The 17,729-nt window shown below is 30.0% G+C and carries 22 protein-coding genes and 1 pseudogene; 3 read left to right on the top strand and 20 right to left on the bottom strand.

Translation table 11 applies throughout. The annotated features are described in order from the left end of the window. Positions 1-530: 530 nt before the first annotated feature. From ACZ5B9_RS06775 to ACZ5B9_RS06730, 10 genes are all read right to left on the bottom strand, one after another. Complete coding sequence (locus tag ACZ5B9_RS06775; RefSeq protein ID WP_464421734.1) at positions 531-1,049, bottom strand: histidine phosphatase family protein; 519 nt, start codon at positions 1,047-1,049, stop codon at positions 531-533. Beyond that, positions 1,046-1,963 (bottom strand): protein kinase domain-containing protein, encoded by a 918-nt coding sequence (locus tag ACZ5B9_RS06770; RefSeq protein WP_464421732.1) that lies wholly within the window; start codon positions 1,961-1,963, stop codon positions 1,046-1,048. Before ACZ5B9_RS06770 ends, ACZ5B9_RS06775 begins: the two co-directional genes overlap by 4 nt. A gap of 21 nt (positions 1,964-1,984) precedes the next feature. Continuing rightward, positions 1,985-3,022, bottom strand: coding sequence for a glycosyltransferase family 4 protein (locus tag ACZ5B9_RS06765; protein WP_464421730.1), 1,038 nt, complete (start codon positions 3,020-3,022; stop codon positions 1,985-1,987). After that, positions 3,019-3,573 (bottom strand): hypothetical protein, encoded by a 555-nt coding sequence (locus ACZ5B9_RS06760; protein WP_464421728.1) that lies wholly within the window; start codon positions 3,571-3,573, stop codon positions 3,019-3,021. The genes ACZ5B9_RS06765 and ACZ5B9_RS06760 overlap by 4 nt, the downstream gene beginning before the upstream one ends. A 41-nt stretch (positions 3,574-3,614) precedes the next feature. Further along, positions 3,615-3,956, bottom strand: a complete 342-nt coding sequence (locus tag ACZ5B9_RS06755; RefSeq protein WP_464421726.1) for a hypothetical protein — start codon at positions 3,954-3,956, stop codon at positions 3,615-3,617. A 41-nt stretch (positions 3,957-3,997) separates the two neighbouring features. Then, positions 3,998-4,252, bottom strand: a complete 255-nt coding sequence (locus ACZ5B9_RS06750) for a hypothetical protein (RefSeq protein ID WP_464421724.1) — start codon at positions 4,250-4,252, stop codon at positions 3,998-4,000. Positions 4,253-4,328: 76 nt separating this feature from the next. Beyond that, on the bottom strand, positions 4,329-5,444 hold the full coding sequence (locus tag ACZ5B9_RS06745) for a DegT/DnrJ/EryC1/StrS family aminotransferase (RefSeq protein WP_464421722.1): 1,116 nt from the start codon (positions 5,442-5,444) through the stop codon (positions 4,329-4,331). Continuing rightward, the gene (locus tag ACZ5B9_RS06740) at positions 5,425-6,648 is read right to left on the bottom strand and encodes a glycosyltransferase family 4 protein (RefSeq protein ID WP_464421720.1); all 1,224 of its coding nucleotides are present in this window, start codon (positions 6,646-6,648) and stop codon (positions 5,425-5,427) included. The genes ACZ5B9_RS06745 and ACZ5B9_RS06740 overlap by 20 nt, the downstream gene beginning before the upstream one ends. Before the next feature lie 2 nt (positions 6,649-6,650). Beyond that, positions 6,651-7,361, bottom strand: coding sequence for a methyltransferase domain-containing protein (locus ACZ5B9_RS06735; protein WP_464421718.1), 711 nt, complete (start codon positions 7,359-7,361; stop codon positions 6,651-6,653). A 713-nt stretch (positions 7,362-8,074) separates the two neighbouring features. Continuing rightward, positions 8,075-8,203: a hypothetical protein gene (locus tag ACZ5B9_RS06730; protein WP_464421716.1), complete on the bottom strand. Its 129-nt coding sequence runs from the start codon at positions 8,201-8,203 to the stop codon at positions 8,075-8,077. Positions 8,204-8,255: 52 nt separating this feature from the next. Between ACZ5B9_RS06730 and ACZ5B9_RS06725 the strand changes: the two genes are divergently transcribed. Then, entirely contained in the window at positions 8,256-8,360 is a 105-nt protein-coding gene (locus tag ACZ5B9_RS06725; RefSeq protein ID WP_464421714.1) for a hypothetical protein, read from the top strand. Positions 8,361-8,892: 532 nt separating this feature from the next. Here the strand turns inward: ACZ5B9_RS06725 and ACZ5B9_RS06720 are convergent. The 4 genes and pseudogenes from ACZ5B9_RS06720 to ACZ5B9_RS06705 form a co-directional block, all read right to left on the bottom strand. Continuing rightward, positions 8,893-9,030, bottom strand: a complete 138-nt coding sequence (locus tag ACZ5B9_RS06720; protein ID WP_464421712.1) for a transposase — start codon at positions 9,028-9,030, stop codon at positions 8,893-8,895. A gap of 790 nt (positions 9,031-9,820) precedes the next feature. Continuing rightward, a complete protein-coding gene (locus tag ACZ5B9_RS06715) occupies positions 9,821-10,252 on the bottom strand; it encodes a hypothetical protein (RefSeq protein ID WP_464421710.1) in 432 nt (143 codons plus the stop codon). Between the two features lie 449 nt (positions 10,253-10,701). Then, the gene (locus ACZ5B9_RS06710) at positions 10,702-10,881 is read right to left on the bottom strand and encodes a hypothetical protein (RefSeq protein WP_464421708.1); all 180 of its coding nucleotides are present in this window, start codon (positions 10,879-10,881) and stop codon (positions 10,702-10,704) included. Between the two features lie 155 nt (positions 10,882-11,036). Then, a pseudogene (locus ACZ5B9_RS06705) lies at positions 11,037-11,186 on the bottom strand (hypothetical protein); the annotation flags it as partial. A 186-nt stretch (positions 11,187-11,372) separates the two neighbouring features. Between ACZ5B9_RS06705 and ACZ5B9_RS06700 the strand changes: the two are divergent. Next, positions 11,373-12,305, top strand: a complete 933-nt coding sequence (locus ACZ5B9_RS06700) for a tRNA 2-thiocytidine biosynthesis TtcA family protein (protein ID WP_205407998.1) — start codon at positions 11,373-11,375, stop codon at positions 12,303-12,305. Between the two features lie 16 nt (positions 12,306-12,321). Further along, positions 12,322-12,582, top strand: a complete 261-nt coding sequence (locus ACZ5B9_RS06695; protein WP_026746375.1) for a DUF4911 domain-containing protein — start codon at positions 12,322-12,324, stop codon at positions 12,580-12,582. A 101-nt stretch (positions 12,583-12,683) separates the two neighbouring features. Here the strand turns inward: ACZ5B9_RS06695 and rsmA are convergent, their stop codons facing one another. From rsmA to ACZ5B9_RS06665, 6 genes are all read right to left on the bottom strand, one after another. After that, the gene (gene rsmA / locus ACZ5B9_RS06690; RefSeq protein ID WP_315289316.1) at positions 12,684-13,532 is read right to left on the bottom strand and encodes a 16S rRNA (adenine(1518)-N(6)/adenine(1519)-N(6))-dimethyltransferase RsmA; all 849 of its coding nucleotides are present in this window, start codon (positions 13,530-13,532) and stop codon (positions 12,684-12,686) included. A 39-nt stretch (positions 13,533-13,571) separates the two neighbouring features. Continuing rightward, positions 13,572-14,126 carry a hypoxanthine phosphoribosyltransferase gene (hpt, locus tag ACZ5B9_RS06685; RefSeq protein WP_071124900.1) on the bottom strand — a complete coding sequence of 185 codons (555 nt, stop codon included), beginning with the start codon at positions 14,124-14,126 and terminating at the stop codon, positions 13,572-13,574. A gap of 563 nt (positions 14,127-14,689) precedes the next feature. Next, positions 14,690-15,034, bottom strand: coding sequence for a 50S ribosomal protein L20 (gene rplT, locus ACZ5B9_RS06680; protein WP_015769536.1), 345 nt, complete (start codon positions 15,032-15,034; stop codon positions 14,690-14,692). Between the two features lie 205 nt (positions 15,035-15,239). Beyond that, on the bottom strand, positions 15,240-15,446 hold the full coding sequence (rpmI, locus tag ACZ5B9_RS06675; RefSeq protein ID WP_026746377.1) for a 50S ribosomal protein L35: 207 nt from the start codon (positions 15,444-15,446) through the stop codon (positions 15,240-15,242). Between the two features lie 44 nt (positions 15,447-15,490). Next, positions 15,491-15,982, bottom strand: coding sequence for a translation initiation factor IF-3 (infC, locus tag ACZ5B9_RS06670; protein ID WP_464423925.1), 492 nt, complete (start codon positions 15,980-15,982; stop codon positions 15,491-15,493). Positions 15,983-16,461: 479 nt separating this feature from the next. Further along, the gene (locus ACZ5B9_RS06665) at positions 16,462-17,469 is read right to left on the bottom strand and encodes a DUF3644 domain-containing protein (protein WP_060918670.1); all 1,008 of its coding nucleotides are present in this window, start codon (positions 17,467-17,469) and stop codon (positions 16,462-16,464) included. Positions 17,470-17,729 lie beyond the last annotated feature (260 nt).

Below are 17,729 nucleotides of genomic sequence, written 5' to 3'. Positions count from 1 at the left end.
ACACAGCACCGAAAGATTCCAGCTAATCAAGAATTGGTGTATATTCACTATTCTCAATATGGGAAATCATTAAACGATTCATTCTAATGACTGTGGCAAGTTGTGTTTGAATTAAATTTTTCTCTTTGCGTTTCGTAACTAAGTATTCTTCTTCATTTGAATTACCTCTTGTTTTTTCTGATACTCCCATCGCTAAAGTGTTGAGGTACTCATGTCCTTATATAAATTAAGATGTGTCTAAAAACTTTCAAAATAAGTAATTTTTAACACATTTTTACAAAATCAAAAATAATAAATACTAATTTTATCGTGATTTTTATAATTTATAAAATAAAAAAACACTAAAAATAACATAGATTTTGAATTTTTAGACATAGCCTAATTAATTTCCACACGATTTTCCTATCAAATCTTCCAACAAACAAATTAAGATAGTTTTAGACTCGTGTTTCAACCTTATTTTTCTATTTTTTCAATTTTTTTACTTTCTATCGTGCAACATAAAAATTTTTCATACATATTTTATTAATTCACTTTTCTATTAGCACAAACTCACCTGGTTGGAACTTCTTATATTCTATCCCAAAAAACTCACATAAAATACGCAGACACCCTTGATGGGTAACTATTATCGTCGCGAATACATCAGTTAAAACAGTTCGCTTTATACCTTGATAAACACGAGTAGAAAAATCTTCATCTATTTCAATACCTGAAAGTGTATTACGCAATGAACTAAGTTCCATACCATATTGTTGTAATACTTCTATTTTTGTCATTCCTATCAAGGGACCCCAGTCCCTTTCAGAGAATTCTGGAACGAGAATGGTATCAGAACAATTCTCTTTCTCTTGAAAGTATTTTATTGTTTCCAAACAGCGCTTTAATGGTGATGTATATATTTTAAACTTTTCGGTATCCAAAATTTCCATTACTTCATCTGGGATAATTAGCTTTCCATTTGGTAAAATGTCACAATCCGTTTGTCCACAAATTCGGTGTTCACGAGAGTATATTGTATCTAAATGTCTTAAAAGAATGATTTTCATTGTCTTATCATTTCTTTAAAAAAACGATTTTCAGGCTCTGGATGTAGTGTATGAATCATTAGTTCAGCAAGTTCTATTGGCAGATAATCAGCTTTAACAGCTTTATGGATTTCATTTTTTGCTATCTCGTATTCTTTTGCATATTTCTTTTTTGCTACCGAAAGTATCTTTTCCTTGTTGGTGTACGGTCTATAATTGAATACAGTTTCATACATTAAAACACCGAAAGCAAAATAGTCTACTTTTTTAGAGCATCTATTTTTGTCTTCTGTTAGTTGTTCAAGTGGCCAGTGCAGAAACTGTCCACTTCCAAAACGATTCCATATTTTTAATTTTCGTCTGGAAATCATATTATCTTCTCTACGGCAACTTCCTAAATCAATCAGAAAAAGTTTGTCTTTCCCAGGTGAAAGAATAATATTTTTTGCTTTTAAATCACGAATCACATAAGGTTGTTCTTTATTCTCATGGATTGTATTAAATGCTTTAGTAACCATTTCCCATTCCAAATAAGCTAGTTTAATTCGTTCTTCTGGAATTGCATCTCTGATCTCTTTATCTAATAAACTACCATCTAAATATTCTCTGACAAAGTATGTTCCATCATCGGAATAACACAACAAACGAGGGACATAATCAGCACCATGTCTGGTAAGAGCTTCATTAATTAATGCTTCTTTTAAAATTGCATGTTTCGCCTCCATCAAACCCGAAGTCTTAAAATGTGGTAATTTAGCACAAATTTTATAATAATAAAGAGGACATTCCAAATAAACTATTATTCCTTGCCCACCCCAATTTTTCAGTTCAACTGCAGTAAAGCTTGTTTCTAATTTTTGTTCAATATTTTTTAATATAGATTGTACATTTTCACTTTGAAACTCCTGATAAGCGGCTTCATCAGATAAACGCATACCAAATCCCTCCCTCCTAGCTCATAAGAGCTTATAAATATTTAACCAATTCTTTAGCTGATTTTCCACACTGTACAGTCGTGTAATTTCATCTCTATCAATAGCTTTTTTTTTATCTACCATAGCTAAAGTAACTTTTGCTAACTCTTCTGGATTGTTTGGTTCAATAAGTGCTGTGCCGCTTACATCATATAATAAATCGCTAATATGACCGCTATTTGAAGCAATACAGATCCTCTGAAGTGCCAGTGCATAAATTAATACTTGTGGAATACCCTCAGCATTACCATCGCTGGCTTTCCTTGCTGGATGCCAAAAAAAACTATTATTTGCAACTAGATCGAGGACTTTTTCAAGGGGTAGTTCTCCATGCCATCGAATTCTATCTTGTAATCCATGAACTGTTGCAATATGATACAACAATTCTTTCTGTTCGCCATCTCCAATAATATCAAGTGTAAATTCAGGATCTATTAAAGCAAGTGCTTGAATGGCTATATCTATGCCCTTTTTTTCAATAAACCTACCTACAACGGAAATTCTTTTATTGTCTTCCTTGCAAGGTTTTGGTAGTATAGAAAGATCTATTGCTGGCGGTGCGATGAGAACTTTTTCCTCGGGGCAACCGAGAGAAATCAGTGTTTTTTTGTCCGATTTACATACAACTGTTGTATAAAAAGAATGTTTTACACAACAACGAATTTTATCTTTCATTTCAGGAAGAAATATTTTGTGATTCGTATCATATCCACCATGAAAAGAAAGAACAAAAGGAACATTAAACATATATGCTGCCAGACACATAGCTAATGAAGAATTGCCATCATAAATGGCATGAAACAATCCATATTTTTGCCAAAAACTATCCCAAAGAGGTAAGTTTTTCACCTCTATACAATATGCCTGATTTAAAATAGAGGAAAACCTATTATCCATGAATCGCTTTGCAACGAATGAATACTGTACACCTTGATTCTGCATTGTTTGCACAAAACTAGCCAGAGCATAATGGTTATTCTCAAAAGTGTTATGTAAGTAAAATAAACAGTCTATTTTCATTTTTTACCCCATTCCAAATACTCTGCTCTTGTAAGCTCATAGTGCAGAACATCTTGAGGAGTGCCTTCAAATTCTTGTTGTATCTTTTGTGGAATGCCACCTGATAATTGTATACACAATGCATTTGAATGTATATTATTTTCTAACACATTACAAAAAAGTAATTCTGCATCAGTATGCTTGAATAGGTAATCAATAGAAAGTCCGCACACCATTTGCATAACTTTATGTAATCGTTTTGGATTTACACCTGCACGGATTAATTCTTTTATAGCAGGAAAATAGAGCGCTAATCTGCCAACTTCTATTTCATTATTTTGTTTAACAAAACCGATTGTACCGATAAAACAATCCAATGGTCTATAAATAATCTCCAACAAGATGTTATTAGAGTTTTCAGTATGTAGTCGAATCCATTTTTCTGATTCTGAATCCGAAACTACCTTTCCAAAGAAGCTCGCTTGATTTATACGACGAGCCTTTACACATTTTGAGATATTTTCCTCCCGAATATTCTTTATCAAAATATAATCATTGCCATACTTAATCATTATTCATTCATCCTTTATTGTTATATTCCAATCATGCTACCTTAAATCGAAAATCTTTTCGCATTTTTAACATAACTTCGTTCAAGATTCTCATAGATTTCGCTAATTTTTTTGCATAAGTCTGAAATTTCCTTAAGATTTTCCCTAGCGTCTCTAAGTTGCCGCTCTAATTCCTTAGAATTCAAAAAGCTATGGATATCAAATTCTTCTTTTTTTACTTTATTATCGTATTTTTTCTTGAAAGATTCATATAATTTTATATAACTTTGAAGTTTAACCAAGAGTTCTGAGAATTTATCTTCAAGAATCTCAATATTTTTTCGTGTTTCCGAATTTTGACATATAAATTTCGAACCACATAAAGATATGTTTCCTTTGAACATTTTCCACTGCTGTATTAATTGCAAGTAATCGACATCAATTTCTAAATGTTTTTTTTAATTTCCATTGTATCTTTTTCATCAATCGTATTCCGTATATATTTTTTTATTTTCCCACTTTTCTTGTCTATTCTATCCGCAGTCTTTTTCAAAAGAAAAATGAACCCTATAGTTTTATCAAGTTGGTATCTGAAATACTGTCCTCTAGCAACTTTGTATGCAAACCATCCACCAATACCAGCACCAATTGCGGTAGTAAATATCGGATAAATAAGATTATTTAATAATTCTCGATCCATTTTTAATTTCCTTTCTTATCGTATATTTAGATTTAAACAGCGGCATGTCGTAGATATCTATTTATTAGGGTTACTACTAAAGTCTTTTGGAAAAACCTTTTTGAATAGCGAAAATTGTAATTGCATTGCTGATTACTTCAACCTGTTCTTCAGTCATTTCTACAAAGCAGGGCAAACTTATAATCTCTTTTTCATATTGTAAGCTAAAGGGACAAGATATACGCTTTTCGAACAATGGGTGTTCTGAAAGGTTTGGATAATGATGGCTTGTAGCGATACCACGCTGGGCCAAAAAATTACGGAAGTCATCCACATATTGTTCTTCCAAACGGACAACAAACATCAGACAAGAATCATCATCATCCCTAGTAAAGGGATAAAATTCTTGATAATTTGATAATACAGTGAGGTATTTTTCAAAAATTATTTTACGTTTACTACGATTACTATCCAAGAGCCTCAAAAGCTTCAGTGTTAAGCTTGCAATTATATCATTTTGCAAAAATTTCAATCCATGCTGTGACCCAAACAAATAGTTGTAATGTTTTAAAGAGGATGTTCTCTGTACAGTATTCTCTGCTAACCCAACATTTGCAAACTCTCTTGCCATGCTTTCAAACTTTGGATCCTTTCCCCAAAGGAGTCCTCCTTCTCCTGATGGCAGCTCTTTCATAACATTAAAAGAAAAGCAACAAAAATCACCAAGATGAGATTCATCATTAAGAGCTACTCTATGGGCACAATCTTCCACCAAATAAATACCATGTTCATCGCAAAGTTGGCGAAGTTCATCTAGATGCACTCTTTGCCCATATAAATGAACGGCAACAATTGCTCTTGTGTTAGATGTAATGGCAGCTTTAACGCTGTCAATTGAAAGTAATCCTTGTTTATCTACATCTGCACAAACAACAGTATAACCAGCATTGCGAAATGCCATGCCGGTACTCACAAAAGTTATTGCTGGAATAATTACTTCATCTGTATTGCTCTCTTTCATACATCGTGCCGTCAAATATAACGAAGATGTACAACTCGTAACCGCTAAAGACCATCCTCCAAATCGCTGAGTAAATACATCTTCCAGTTCCTGAGCTTTTTTCCCATATCCAAGCCATCCAGAATCCATCGCATCCATAGAAAAATCACGGATTTCAATAGGTAAATATGGTTTATAAAGTGGTATATTCATCTTTTTCCTCCAAAATTTTTGTAAATAACTTAATGTATTTTTCAGCTTCACGCTCTGGCTTAAAATCGTTACGTATATGCTCACGAGAGCGTTCACCATACTTCCTTATCAGTGATTTATCATTGTATAATTCTTCAAAAGCCTCGGCTAACCCTTCAACATCTCCTGGTTCAACAACTAATCCATGAACTTTATCGTCAACTACATCCCTCAAGACCGTTGTTGTAATAGGGCATAAACCAATTGACATTCCTTCAAGTAGACCGTTAGCCATTCCGTCATCAAGGCTAGGAATGCAAATAACATCTGCAACAGAGGCATTTGAGAGAACCAAATCACGAGGGATCTGCCCAGTATAGCGAACGATATTTTGTTCAACAAGATGATTCCAGATATGACCAACAGCTAATTTTTCTGCACCGCTAATAGCAGGACCAACGACCAAGAGACGGACATGAATATTAGAGGCATTAACTTCATTCAATGCTTTTAACAAAATGGCAACACCTTTTTTCTCACGCAAACTGCCAATAAAAGTTAGAATTAAGTCATTCTCATCCCAATCCCAGTCTTTGATCATACTTTTATCACACAATTCTACTGTATCAAGGTTATTGCAATCAAATCCATTCGAAATTGTAATTATCTTTTTACGAATTTCCTTAAAAGCAATGCCCGTTCTATACCGTAAATGTTCATTTACGGCAACTATAGCATCTGCTTCATTAACTACCCATTTAATTACTGCAAATCGAGATACATGAAAAATATTTCTACCAATATCATTTCCTCTTACACCTGCAACACAGGGTAAATCAAGTTCATTAGCCAACATTTGAGCTATCCAACCACTATTAAGCAGATAAAAAGAAAGAAGAATATCTACATTTTCTTTTTTCAACAAAGCTAACATTTGGTAATATGCCCTTCTACGTAGCACAGCTTGATACTTTTCGCTAAGTTCGTTAGGCAAATCCTTAAGAGTTTTATTTTTTAGAAAAAAAGGACCTACACGATAGATATGTACTCCATCATCATATTCTTCATACCAAAAATCATCCTCAAAAACAGGTTTCAAATGGTCAAATGTTAAAACAACAACCTCATGCCCCGCTTTTACCAATTCTTTCGATACTCGCCTCACTGATGTTGCAACACCACCAGACATAGGAGGATACGCTTCTGCAATAAATCCAATTTTCATTTCTAAATCCTTTCTTCTATTTTTTTAACTACAATACCATAGCCTGTGGTGTAACCTACTTCTTTCATCGGATCAACACTCTCAAGCACCAACCATAACATACGCAGAATCACACAAACAAGATATACTATCACTAAAAATGGGTTGTATTTGTTTCTTCTTCGAAAACATTTCAAAAATCGCTTATTCATATTCAATTTTGTCGCCCAATATCCCCCTTGTTCTTCCAATTCTAAAATCTTAAAACCAAACTTATTCAAGTGTCGCTCCCAAAAACATTCAGTATATCGACCATAATCATAAGGAACAGAATGAATATGCATAGAAAATGGGACACAAATATAAACTTTTCCATTTGGTTTTAGAACACGATGAATCTCCTTGAGTACATCATCAACACCATCAACATGTTCCAACATTTCCGAGCAGATAATTATGTCAGCATATTCATTATCAAATGGCATATTACGAGCATCACATAAATAGTCTGGTTCTACCGATGGATTTAGATTGACACAAATAGGGTTCTCTATGTATTTTGATAATTGAAATTCTCCCTTTTTCCTTTTATTCTTACCACCAACATCTATGCAGATATAATCTTTTTTCCATTTCCTAGCGTGCTTAAAATAAAAAGAGTCCACTGCAGTTCTTCGATAAGATATATGAATACTGAAAATTAGTCGAAACCTTTGTAATATAACATTTAACACTATCTTAGATACCTCCGATTTCTAGTGGACTACTCCTGCTTTTAGAAGCAAGAGTTTCCTAGAAAGTATTTGCACATGATTAGTCAAACTCTCTGAGCAGTCCCTGTACTGTTTTTCTTCTTTTTAATATTTCAACATTGCTTTTCCAACTTCCTTTAATATGATACACTATAATCCTTGTCACTTTTGACTCTGCAGCACTCACATTCACACTTTGCTATATGATAATTTCAAATTTTCTTTAATATTTCCATATTTACTACAAGTTTTTGATGACAGAAACCACTTATCTATCTTTAAAAATTGCTCACTAAAAATACCAGCTTACATTCAAGCATTATCAAGAACATTCTTTATTTGTCTCCAACACTCCTTCCAAAATTTAATGCTTGGCTCATTTTCTTCATAATTCAAGTTTTTAACAATTACGGCATTATATTTTTCAGCTAATTTTTTTCAATAATTTGTACAAAAAGTTTTTCTGACAATTTTTAATGTATTCATGCAATTTTGAAATTGTACTTTTTAACCTAATACTTTATTTTGAGAAAATTTAATCTTTCTTCTTGACAATGATTTCTGTAATTTTTTCAATTTCTTTTCTAACATTCTGACCTATTTTCAATAATCAGGTCTTTGGTTTTTAAAAGTGACAAGTAGTTTAGATATTAAAAAATCAAGCCCAACTACATTATTTTTACTCGGTACTTTTTTTATTTCCTTTTCAATTTCGGCAAAACTAAGTATTTATTTTCTTCAACTCTTATCGAATTGTTCACATAATTTGTTGTGTAACTTTTTACTTCTTTCTTTTCAGATTTGTATTTTGAAAATTTTTCCATTTTTCAAAAAAATTTTCAAACGATCACTTAATATTCAATTGATCATTCGCAAGTGCGAAGTTGTCAATTTTTTAAGATTGGCAAGTATAACTATTTTATTTTCCCCAATTTATTCATAAATTTTATTAGGGTGTGTCTGAAAGTTCTGAATCAGTGATATTTTTAATGATTACTTAAACTCAATTTATTAAGATTATTATACAATCCATATAAATAAAATTGACAACTTATAATAACGTGTCGCTATTCTGGGGAACCGTTTAAGCTTGTTGAAAAAGTATTCTACAAAATGTCTTTTCTTGTAGACATAGTAATCACATTCCCATTTGTCTTTTGTATTGGATTTCGGATGTTCGTGTATTTACCTCCCTATCTTCTATGGGTTTTCGTATTTCCTGTATTCTGTATACCTTGTCTGCAATTATACTATATACCTTTATTTTAAGTAAGACAATATTTCAATAGCTTTGTGCTATTGTGAGTCTGCCTTGCAGTTAGCTTGATATATATCAAGTTTCCTAGTTCATCTACAATTGCATTTTTTGGTTGTTCTTTCGCCTGAACTCATACTAATGTACTGATTTACTTCTAAATTTTTTGCCCTTTTTTCATCCTGCACTACTCTGATGAGCCCTAACTGTTATTGAGTCTATACTAAGGTTCTCGCAGTCAACATCTTTTTTCAAATGTTAAAATATCTTGTGAAAAATTCCTTCATCACGCCATTTACAAAAACGTGAATACATAGTTTTCCATGAACCAAGACGTTTGGGAAGATATCTCCAAGACACACTACTGAAGGCAATCCACAATACAGTATTAAACATCAAACGTGAATCTTTGCCTGGACATCCTTTTTTAGCTTTGGAAAATATATGTTTTGTTTTATTACAATATTATTTGACACTTCATATCTTCTTTGCATGGCAAGTCCTCCTATGCCTTTTCTTTTATTGTAACAGACATGGCAACAATGTTTCAACTAATTATGAGTATTTTATTTGATAATCATTAAAAATATCACTGATTTTATATAATTTGTATTATTTGTAAAATCAGAAAACATTAAAAATATCATAGATTTTGAGTTTTCATACACAGTCTAAGTAATTTTACCATATAATTTTGTTTTTTTATTTTTTATAAAAAACTAATTGATTTTCTACTTTAATAAATTATTTTTAGTGATTCTCTAAACAAGTTCTTTTAGATACAAATAAAATTCTTTAAGAAACCTTTTTATTTCATTATTTGAAAATAATACTACTATTATTTTCAAACAAATCTAATAAGTTATCTCCCACACCTTGATTCAAATTTCAGATTCAACTTACTACACAATTTTAGGTGTTCACTATCACATCAACTCACCACTTTTCTCTAAACCATGTTTTTTCTCCCATTGCATTTATAGTCATGATAACCAATACAGTATCAATCAATACTCTTAATCTTAGGACGCAGAATAATCATCGCTCTCCAATCTTTGGAGAGATCAATGCTAACAACACACATTTCAATCTCTCTAGTTTAATAAAACTATTGTGACAACTTTATGTTCTCTATTCAATCTCCCAGTGATTTTACATCGGTGTAGTAAATTCATTATTAAATTCGTCATTTTGGCAAGAATAAGTCTATCATAGCCAAAAGGAGTATTCCTATCAATACAAATAAAGTTATTAAGGTAAATTTATTGAATTTATAAGAAAAATCATATCTCGTAATATAAAGAATTGTATTGGGGTCTGACTTGAGCGTTGTGATACATAATTCATCACCAATTTGTAGCCCTCCGTATTCAGATGAGTACAGAATAGTTGTCTCAATTATACGCCCCTCTGATATGAAAATAATCTTTAATTTATAGTTATATTCTCTCCAAAGTCGCCTATGATACCGCTTTTCTTTATAAGTGGGCAACAAATTAAACCAATCATCCCAATGATCCCAATCATCCCAATTCTTCTCTTCTTCATAATACCGAGAAGTACAACTAATAATATTGGTAATTTTCGCATGTAATACTTGTTTATTCGAACCCCACATAACAAATCTGTCTCCTTCAAATTTATCTACATTATTATATCGTTCTACTACTGAAGAAACTGTATATATCTGTTCAATTGGATATTATTAATATATCATTTTTTTTTAAATTGTCAATTCTTTACAAAACAATTAGGACAACTCATACAAAAACAAAAGAGCATAAAACTATTAAACTTATGCTCTTAATCTAAAAAATTATAGTAATATTCCATTGTTTCCAGTCTTCCTCTTTGCTTTTCTGTTTTCCTACCGTACATTCCTTCTTCTTTTAATTTTGTTCTGAATCCCTTGTCAGCAAAGTAATCTTCTATATCTTCTTTTAAAGTTTTCTGATTCTTTTTTACCTGAAGAAAAAATATCTCTTCTTCTTTCTTATCTTTTTTATGATTTCTTTCTGAGTTCTTATCGCGTCTATTGTAATTATATATTCCTTTACTGAGATTTTATCAAGTAGCCTTAGCATTGCTTCTATATCGTTCCCTTTTCCTTCGTAAATAACAAATCCCATCTTTTTTGGAATACGCAGATACTATATCTAATGAGCTATTATTTTTATTCTTCCTTCCATTTAAAAATTTCCCATCAATATTCGATATTTTTCTTATTTTTTTATCTTCTCTAGACATTTTTAGCTACATCCATTTTCTCAAAAGAACTTCTGTCACTTCAAGCTCTATTGTAGCCATAACTCTTTGAATCGTATCATGCGAAGATATTCCGTTGGTACTTTCAGGCATCTTTTTAATATCTTGAAATACATCTTTCCAAATTCTTCAATCTCTACCCAGTATTCAATATTTGCAAGCATAGCAAAAAGAGTAATTACAACAATATCATTCAATTTATATTTTATTTTTAAAATTTGTTGCTTATCCTCTATTTTAGTAATATATATTAACAATTTCTTTAGATTTTGGTTATCTTCTGACATTTTTACCAACTTCTTTCCTAAGATATATCAATAATATTATACCTCTTTTTTAGATTTTTTTCATGTGTTTGTCGTGAAAAAATTTCAAATAATCGCATATAGCTATTGTATATTTTGCCCTTGACAATCTACTAAAAACTTGATACAGTCTATAAAGAAACAAATTTTAAAAGGAGTTATAAATTAATGAATTTAGAAAACATCGAAAACGATTTCGATAATGAAAATACAATAAATAATGAAACAAATACTGACAACATTGCTTCTACTTCTCTCGGAAGTGCAGTTTGTGAAACAATTTTACCGTCTGTTCCGCTTCAGCCGCTGGAAACTATTGAAAAAAGCATTCAGAAGAAATACCGTTCAGCACTTTGGACGCCTTTTGTCAGAGCTTTAAAAGAATTTGAAATGGTAAAAGATGGTGACAGGATTGCAGTTGCTATTTCTGGAGGTAAAGACAGCCTTTTGCTTTCAAAACTGTTTCAGGAGCTGAAAAGAGCCAGCAGAACTAATTTTGAGTTAGTGTTTATCTCGATGAATCCTGGATTTAATCCTGCCAACCTGAATAATTTGAAAAAAAATCTAGAACATCTGAATATTCCGTGTGAGATTTATAATGATAATATTTTTGAAATTGCAGAAAAGATTGCAAAAGACTATCCTTGCTATATGTGTGCTAAAATGCGTCGTGGAAGCCTTTACACAAAAGCAACTTCGCTTGAGTGCAACAAACTAGCACTTGGACATCATTTTGACGATGTTATCGAAACCACTCTAATGAGCATGTTTTATATGGGAAAATTTGAAACAATGCTACCAAAACTAAAGTCCGATAATTTTGAGATAGAATTAATTCGTCCATTATTTTATGTAGAAGAAAAAGCTATCATAAAATGGGTACGAAATAACGGAATCCTTCCGATGAACTGTGGCTGTACTGTAGCTGCCGAAAAGACTTCCAGCAAACGCCGTGAAACAAAAGACTTAATTGCACAGCTTGTAAAAAATAATCCTGATATAAAAAAACGTATAGTTCAATCAACACAAAATGTAAATTTGGAAAAAATATTAGGCTGGAAAGACTCTGACGGAAAATATTCATACTTAGACAAGTTTTAAAAGAAAGGATAAAAATATGAACAAAAATGAAAAAGAGATGAAAAGCTGGGAATACATTATTCAAACAAAAAAAGAACATATCGACTTTATCAATAAAATCATAGAAGCATACGATGGATTAGGAAACGTAAGAACTCTTGACAATCAGAATGGTTTAATAAAAATTCTTACAAATTCTTATCTTTTAGATGATATGGATAACGCAATCGAAACATTAAAGCAAAAAAATATAGAAATAGAAATTCTAGAAAAAAGAGAATGGCTTGGAGTGTTATAATTCCAAGCCTTTTCATTTACAAATTATCGTGAATTTACTTACTAATATTCTGCTCTTGTTTTAAACTAAAATTTTATAAAATCATAAATTGCAATATTAATTTATTTTTCCAAAATCCCAATAAAATCAATAAATTCCTGAACAGAAAACTCTTCAGTCCGTGCAAGCCTTGTCTTTCCAACTTTCTCCAGTGCTGCTCCAACTACATCCTTTGAAAATCCTAATTTTGTTAAATTGTTAGCTATACTCTTTCGCTTATTGGAAAAGGCTTCTTTTAAATATTTAAAATATTTTTCTTCTGAAATCTGGCTTTCGTATCTTTTATCTTTCAAAATTTTTATTCCTAAGAATGCTGAATCAACTTTTGGAACAGGATCAAATTTTTCCTTCGGCACAGTAAACAGATATTCTGCTTCAGCGTAAAATTGAACTGCGTGCGTAAGCAGACTCATATTTTTGCTATGAGGCTGGGAGGCAATTCGCTCTGCCACTTCCTTTTGCACCATCAAATAAATTTCATCAATATTCTCACGGTATTCCAAAAGTTTGTTAATAATCGGCGAAGTTATATAATACGGAATATTTGCCACAACTTTAACATTTTTCTTATCTTCAAAAAATTTTTCCAAATCTGCTTCCATAAAATCCTGATGAATCAACTTAAAATTTTGATTGTTTTCAAATTTTTTAGCCAAAAACGGTATTAAGTCATCATCTATCTCAAAAGCAGTCAAAAATTTAGAATTTTCAATTAGCTTTTCTGTCAAAAATCCCAACCCTGGTCCTATTTCCAAAACTTCTGTTTCCTTATCTATATTTGCTATGTCTAAAATTTCATCTGATAAATTACTGTCATTCAAAAAATTCTGTCCATATTTTTTTTTAGCCTTATGATTTTCATTTTCAAAATATTTATTTTTATTTTGATATTTTTCTTTATTTCTTTTCAATCTTTCTCCTTATTTAATGTATCCTAGAACTATTATAAATTATTCAAAAACCGATGGTTCAGCTATTCCTACATACTCAAGGTTTCTGTAAATTTCATTAAAATCAAGTCCGTATCCCACAACAAATTCATTTGGAATTTCAAAACCTATATACTGCACGTCAATTTCAACTTCTCTTCTTTCAGGTTTATCCAGCAATGTACACAATGATACTTTCTTAGGATTTCTGCTTCCTAAAAGTTGTAATATTTTTTTCAGCGTAAATCCTGAATCAATAATATCTTCTACAACTAACACATTTTTCCCGCTAATTGTACTTCTTAAATCTTTCAGAATCTTAACTTCTCTAGAAGTCTGCGTTCCTTCTCCATAGCTAGAAGCCTCAATAAAGTCGATTTCAAGTGGTAATCTTATTTCTCTGATCAAATCAGCCATAAATACGATGGATCCTCTTAAAAGCCCAACAACTATAAGCGGTTCATTTTCGTCTTTAAAATCTTCTGTAATTTGTTCTCCTAATTCTTTTAATCTTTTCTGAATTTCTTCTTTAGTGATCAGTTGCTCTTTTATTCCAAATTCAACATCTTTTGTCATAATCTTCCTCCATTATTAATTTCTTTTCCAAAATACTTGTTAAAAAAATACACAAACACTAAACAGCTTCTCTTAAACTTTATTTTACCTCGATTTTCAATAATTTCAAACATAATTTAAATTTATTTAAATTCCTTCTCAAGAATTAAAAATATATATTTCCCAAAAAATTCAAAATTCTTTTAAAAATATTTAATTTATAGTATTGACTTTTTTAACTTTCATGTTATAATAGTAATGTCAAAAGAGAGTTAATTAATAATTAACAATCATTTGGCTATATAGGGAAATTTGTTTTTTTGAATAAAAGACCATTTTATGAGATAGCCCAAAAAAACATTATTTATTTAATTTCCCTATATAAAAAGGGCTATCTCATAATCCAAACTTTATTTTTTTACAAGGTTTACAAGTATAGCCTTTCTAATCAAATCTAATTTATTTAGATTTTTTTTATTACAATTTTTTAATATCTATTTTATTATAAGTTAAAAAAATTAATACTCAAATAGTTTATTTTAAATTAAAAAATTACCATTTGAGTATTGATTTGTTATTTATTTCTATTTAACTTTTTCTACTAATTTTGCAAATTCAGCAGGATTATTTAATGCTAAGTCTGCTAAAACTTTTCTATCAAGTTCAATTCCAGCTTTTTTAAGTCCGTTCATTAATCTTGAGTAAGAAATTCCATTTAATCTTGCAGCAGCGTTAATTCTGATAATCCATAATTCACGCATTTTTCTTTTTTTCAATTTTCTATGTTCAGTTGCGTAAGCCATAGCTTTTTTAACTGCTTCATTAGCCTTTTTATAATTTGTTTTTATGGCTCCTCTATAACCTTTTGCTTCTTTTAAAACTTTTTTATGTCTTTTTCTTCTAACTATTCCTGTTTTTACTCTTGGCATCTTCTTTCCTCCTTGATATTTTAGCCGTTTTTTGTTCTTTGTATTTAATATTCAGAACTAACTTTTGTCAATTTTTAATTTTGGTTTTTTATAAAAAGCGGTTAATTCTTATTCTAAACTGCTTTTTTTTAACTTCACTTTTAAATAAAAGCAATAAATTTGTTAAATTGCTTTTTTAAAAATAATTTTAAAGTAATTACTTAAACTATCTTCCTTCTTGTCCAGCCAATGCTTTTTTGATTTTTCTTTCAGCACCTTTTGGAGCGATTGCGTCTTGTCCTAGACGTTTTTTTCTTTTATGAGTCTTTTTAGTCAAGATATGGCTTTTTCCTGAGTGTCTTATAGAAATTTTCCCACTTCCTGTAACTTTAACTCTTTTTTTTGTTCCTTTATGTGTTTTCATTTTTGGCATTTTCTTTCCTCCTAAATCACTTTTCACTTTTTTAAATTTTGCCTTTATTTTTTAGGCGATAATAAAATAAATTTTTGAACCTGTTCTTTTCCATATTTTTTTTCAACTGTCGCAGTTTCTTCAAAATGGCTTGCAAACTCGTCTAATACTTTAATAGCAGATTCTGCATGTAATCTTTCTCTACCTGTAAGTCTTAGGCTGACTTTTACCTTATGCTCTTTGGCTATAAATTTTTCAATTTGAGAAATTTTTGTTTCTTTATCATGCTCGTCAATATGAGGCTTAATTCTAATCTCTTTAATAACGACATTTTTTTGTTTTTTCTTATTTTCCTTGTCTTTCTTCGTTTTCTCATACTTGAATTTTCCATAGTCCATAATTTTGCATACAGGCGGTGTTGCATTTGGTGAAATTTCAACTAAGTCCAATTCTTTTTCTGCCGCAAGTGCCAATGCATCTCCAGCTGACATTACTCCAAACTGTTCTCCATCATCACCAACAACTCTAATTTCTCTTGCCCTAATTCGCTCATTCATTCTTGGCTCATCAGATCGGTTATTTCCTCTTATAAAAAACACCTCCTAGTTTTTTTACAATAAAAAAACAAGATATAAGAAACCTTGTTCAATAGTTATCATATAAATAAATTCTATAACAAAATCAGTATAACAAAAATACTTATTTTATTATAAAATATCAAATAACTAATACCCAACTCATCTTGAAAATAGAACAAAACATTCTATTTTATTTGGAAAATCAATCCAAAATCTAAATATATTTGATGGAAAGGTGAGAAACAATGTTTCTACTTCTAATTTAATTACTAAAATAGTTTATCATATTTAATTTTATTTTGCAAGGAAATTTTGAATTTTTTTTGACTTCTTGTCCTTGACATTTTAGGAAATTATGATATAATTAATTTAACAAGATAACTTGTGAAGGATTAGTGCTGGGTTCCTGGATAGGAGTAGGATTAAAATCTTAGAATTCCTTTGCCCCTGAGGTTATCTTATTTTTTTATTTCAATTCCTTTTTTCAAATTTTCATAAATACTTTTTGGATCTTTTTTTATTTCATTTATTATAAATTCTGCTGCATTTATAGAATAAGTATATTGACAACTCTCTCCTATAATATGTTTGAAAGAAAATTTTTCATTATTCTTCATATCATAAAATTGGATAAACAAATTTAATGTGTTCGTAGTAAAACTTTTTTTAATTTCTCCATTACTTAAAGAATACTCAAACAATATATTTCTTTTTTCTAGTTCCTCTTTTATATATTTAGTTAATTTTCCATGCGAAAATATATGTGTATTGTTAGGATTTCTTATTTCACGAATAATTGTTCCTTTAGAGTTTGAATTTCTATCCACAGATATTTTGAAATCAGCATTTTTAGGATTTTTTGTGATGTAAAGATGATGATTTATGGTAAAAGCAAAATTATTATTATTCTGCTTTTCTAAAACTTGAATATTATTGTTATTAAAAATCAATTTTTCTGCTAATTCAGGGGGATATTTTGCTAATAGTTCAGTTTCATCAAAATCACTAAAAACTGTTCTCAATGTTAAAAAATCTTGAGCTATTTGATTTGTAATATCAATGTTATGAAATTCTAATAATTTATCACAATAGTTTTTTACACATGCTTGAAATAATGGTGCATAAATTTTTTCATAATCTTCTGTAATAAAATGTGTACTTGTATTTCGTAGTTCATTTATTGTTTCTAAATTAATTCTTAAAGGATTTTTGTTATTTGTGAAAATTAATTCAATAGCTCGTGTTAAACTAATTGTTCTATTAGGCTGATTAGAAAAATATATAGATTTTCCTTCTTTTAATAATTTTGCTTTCAACATTAATTCCCAAGCATTACAAATAAAAAAACTAAATCCTTCTACTCTATATTTTATCGTAGGTTTATTGTAAATTTCTAATCCCATTATAAATGCCTCTGTTGATTTTTCAATCAGTTTATTTATAAAATTAATAGTTTTTTTCTCCATTTACTATCCTTTCTATATTATTTTTATCAAATTTTAACATAATTATACTATATAATTTTTTATTTTTCAAAAAATTTTTAGATTTAGTCTATAGAAAAAAGCCCTCCAAACAGAGAGCCTTTATATTAATTTAAATTATAATTTCAGCCTATATCGACTTCTATTTAAGAAATCATTGATATAGTACGATCCACAATATTATTTATAACATTTTTGTTACTTTTTGTCAACTACATTTTTTAACTTTTTTTAATAAATCC

The organism is Leptotrichia sp. SK-5 (assembly GCF_055387215.1).
The sequence above is the reverse complement of the archived record's forward strand: the minus strand, read 5'-3'. Positions and strand labels throughout refer to the sequence as shown.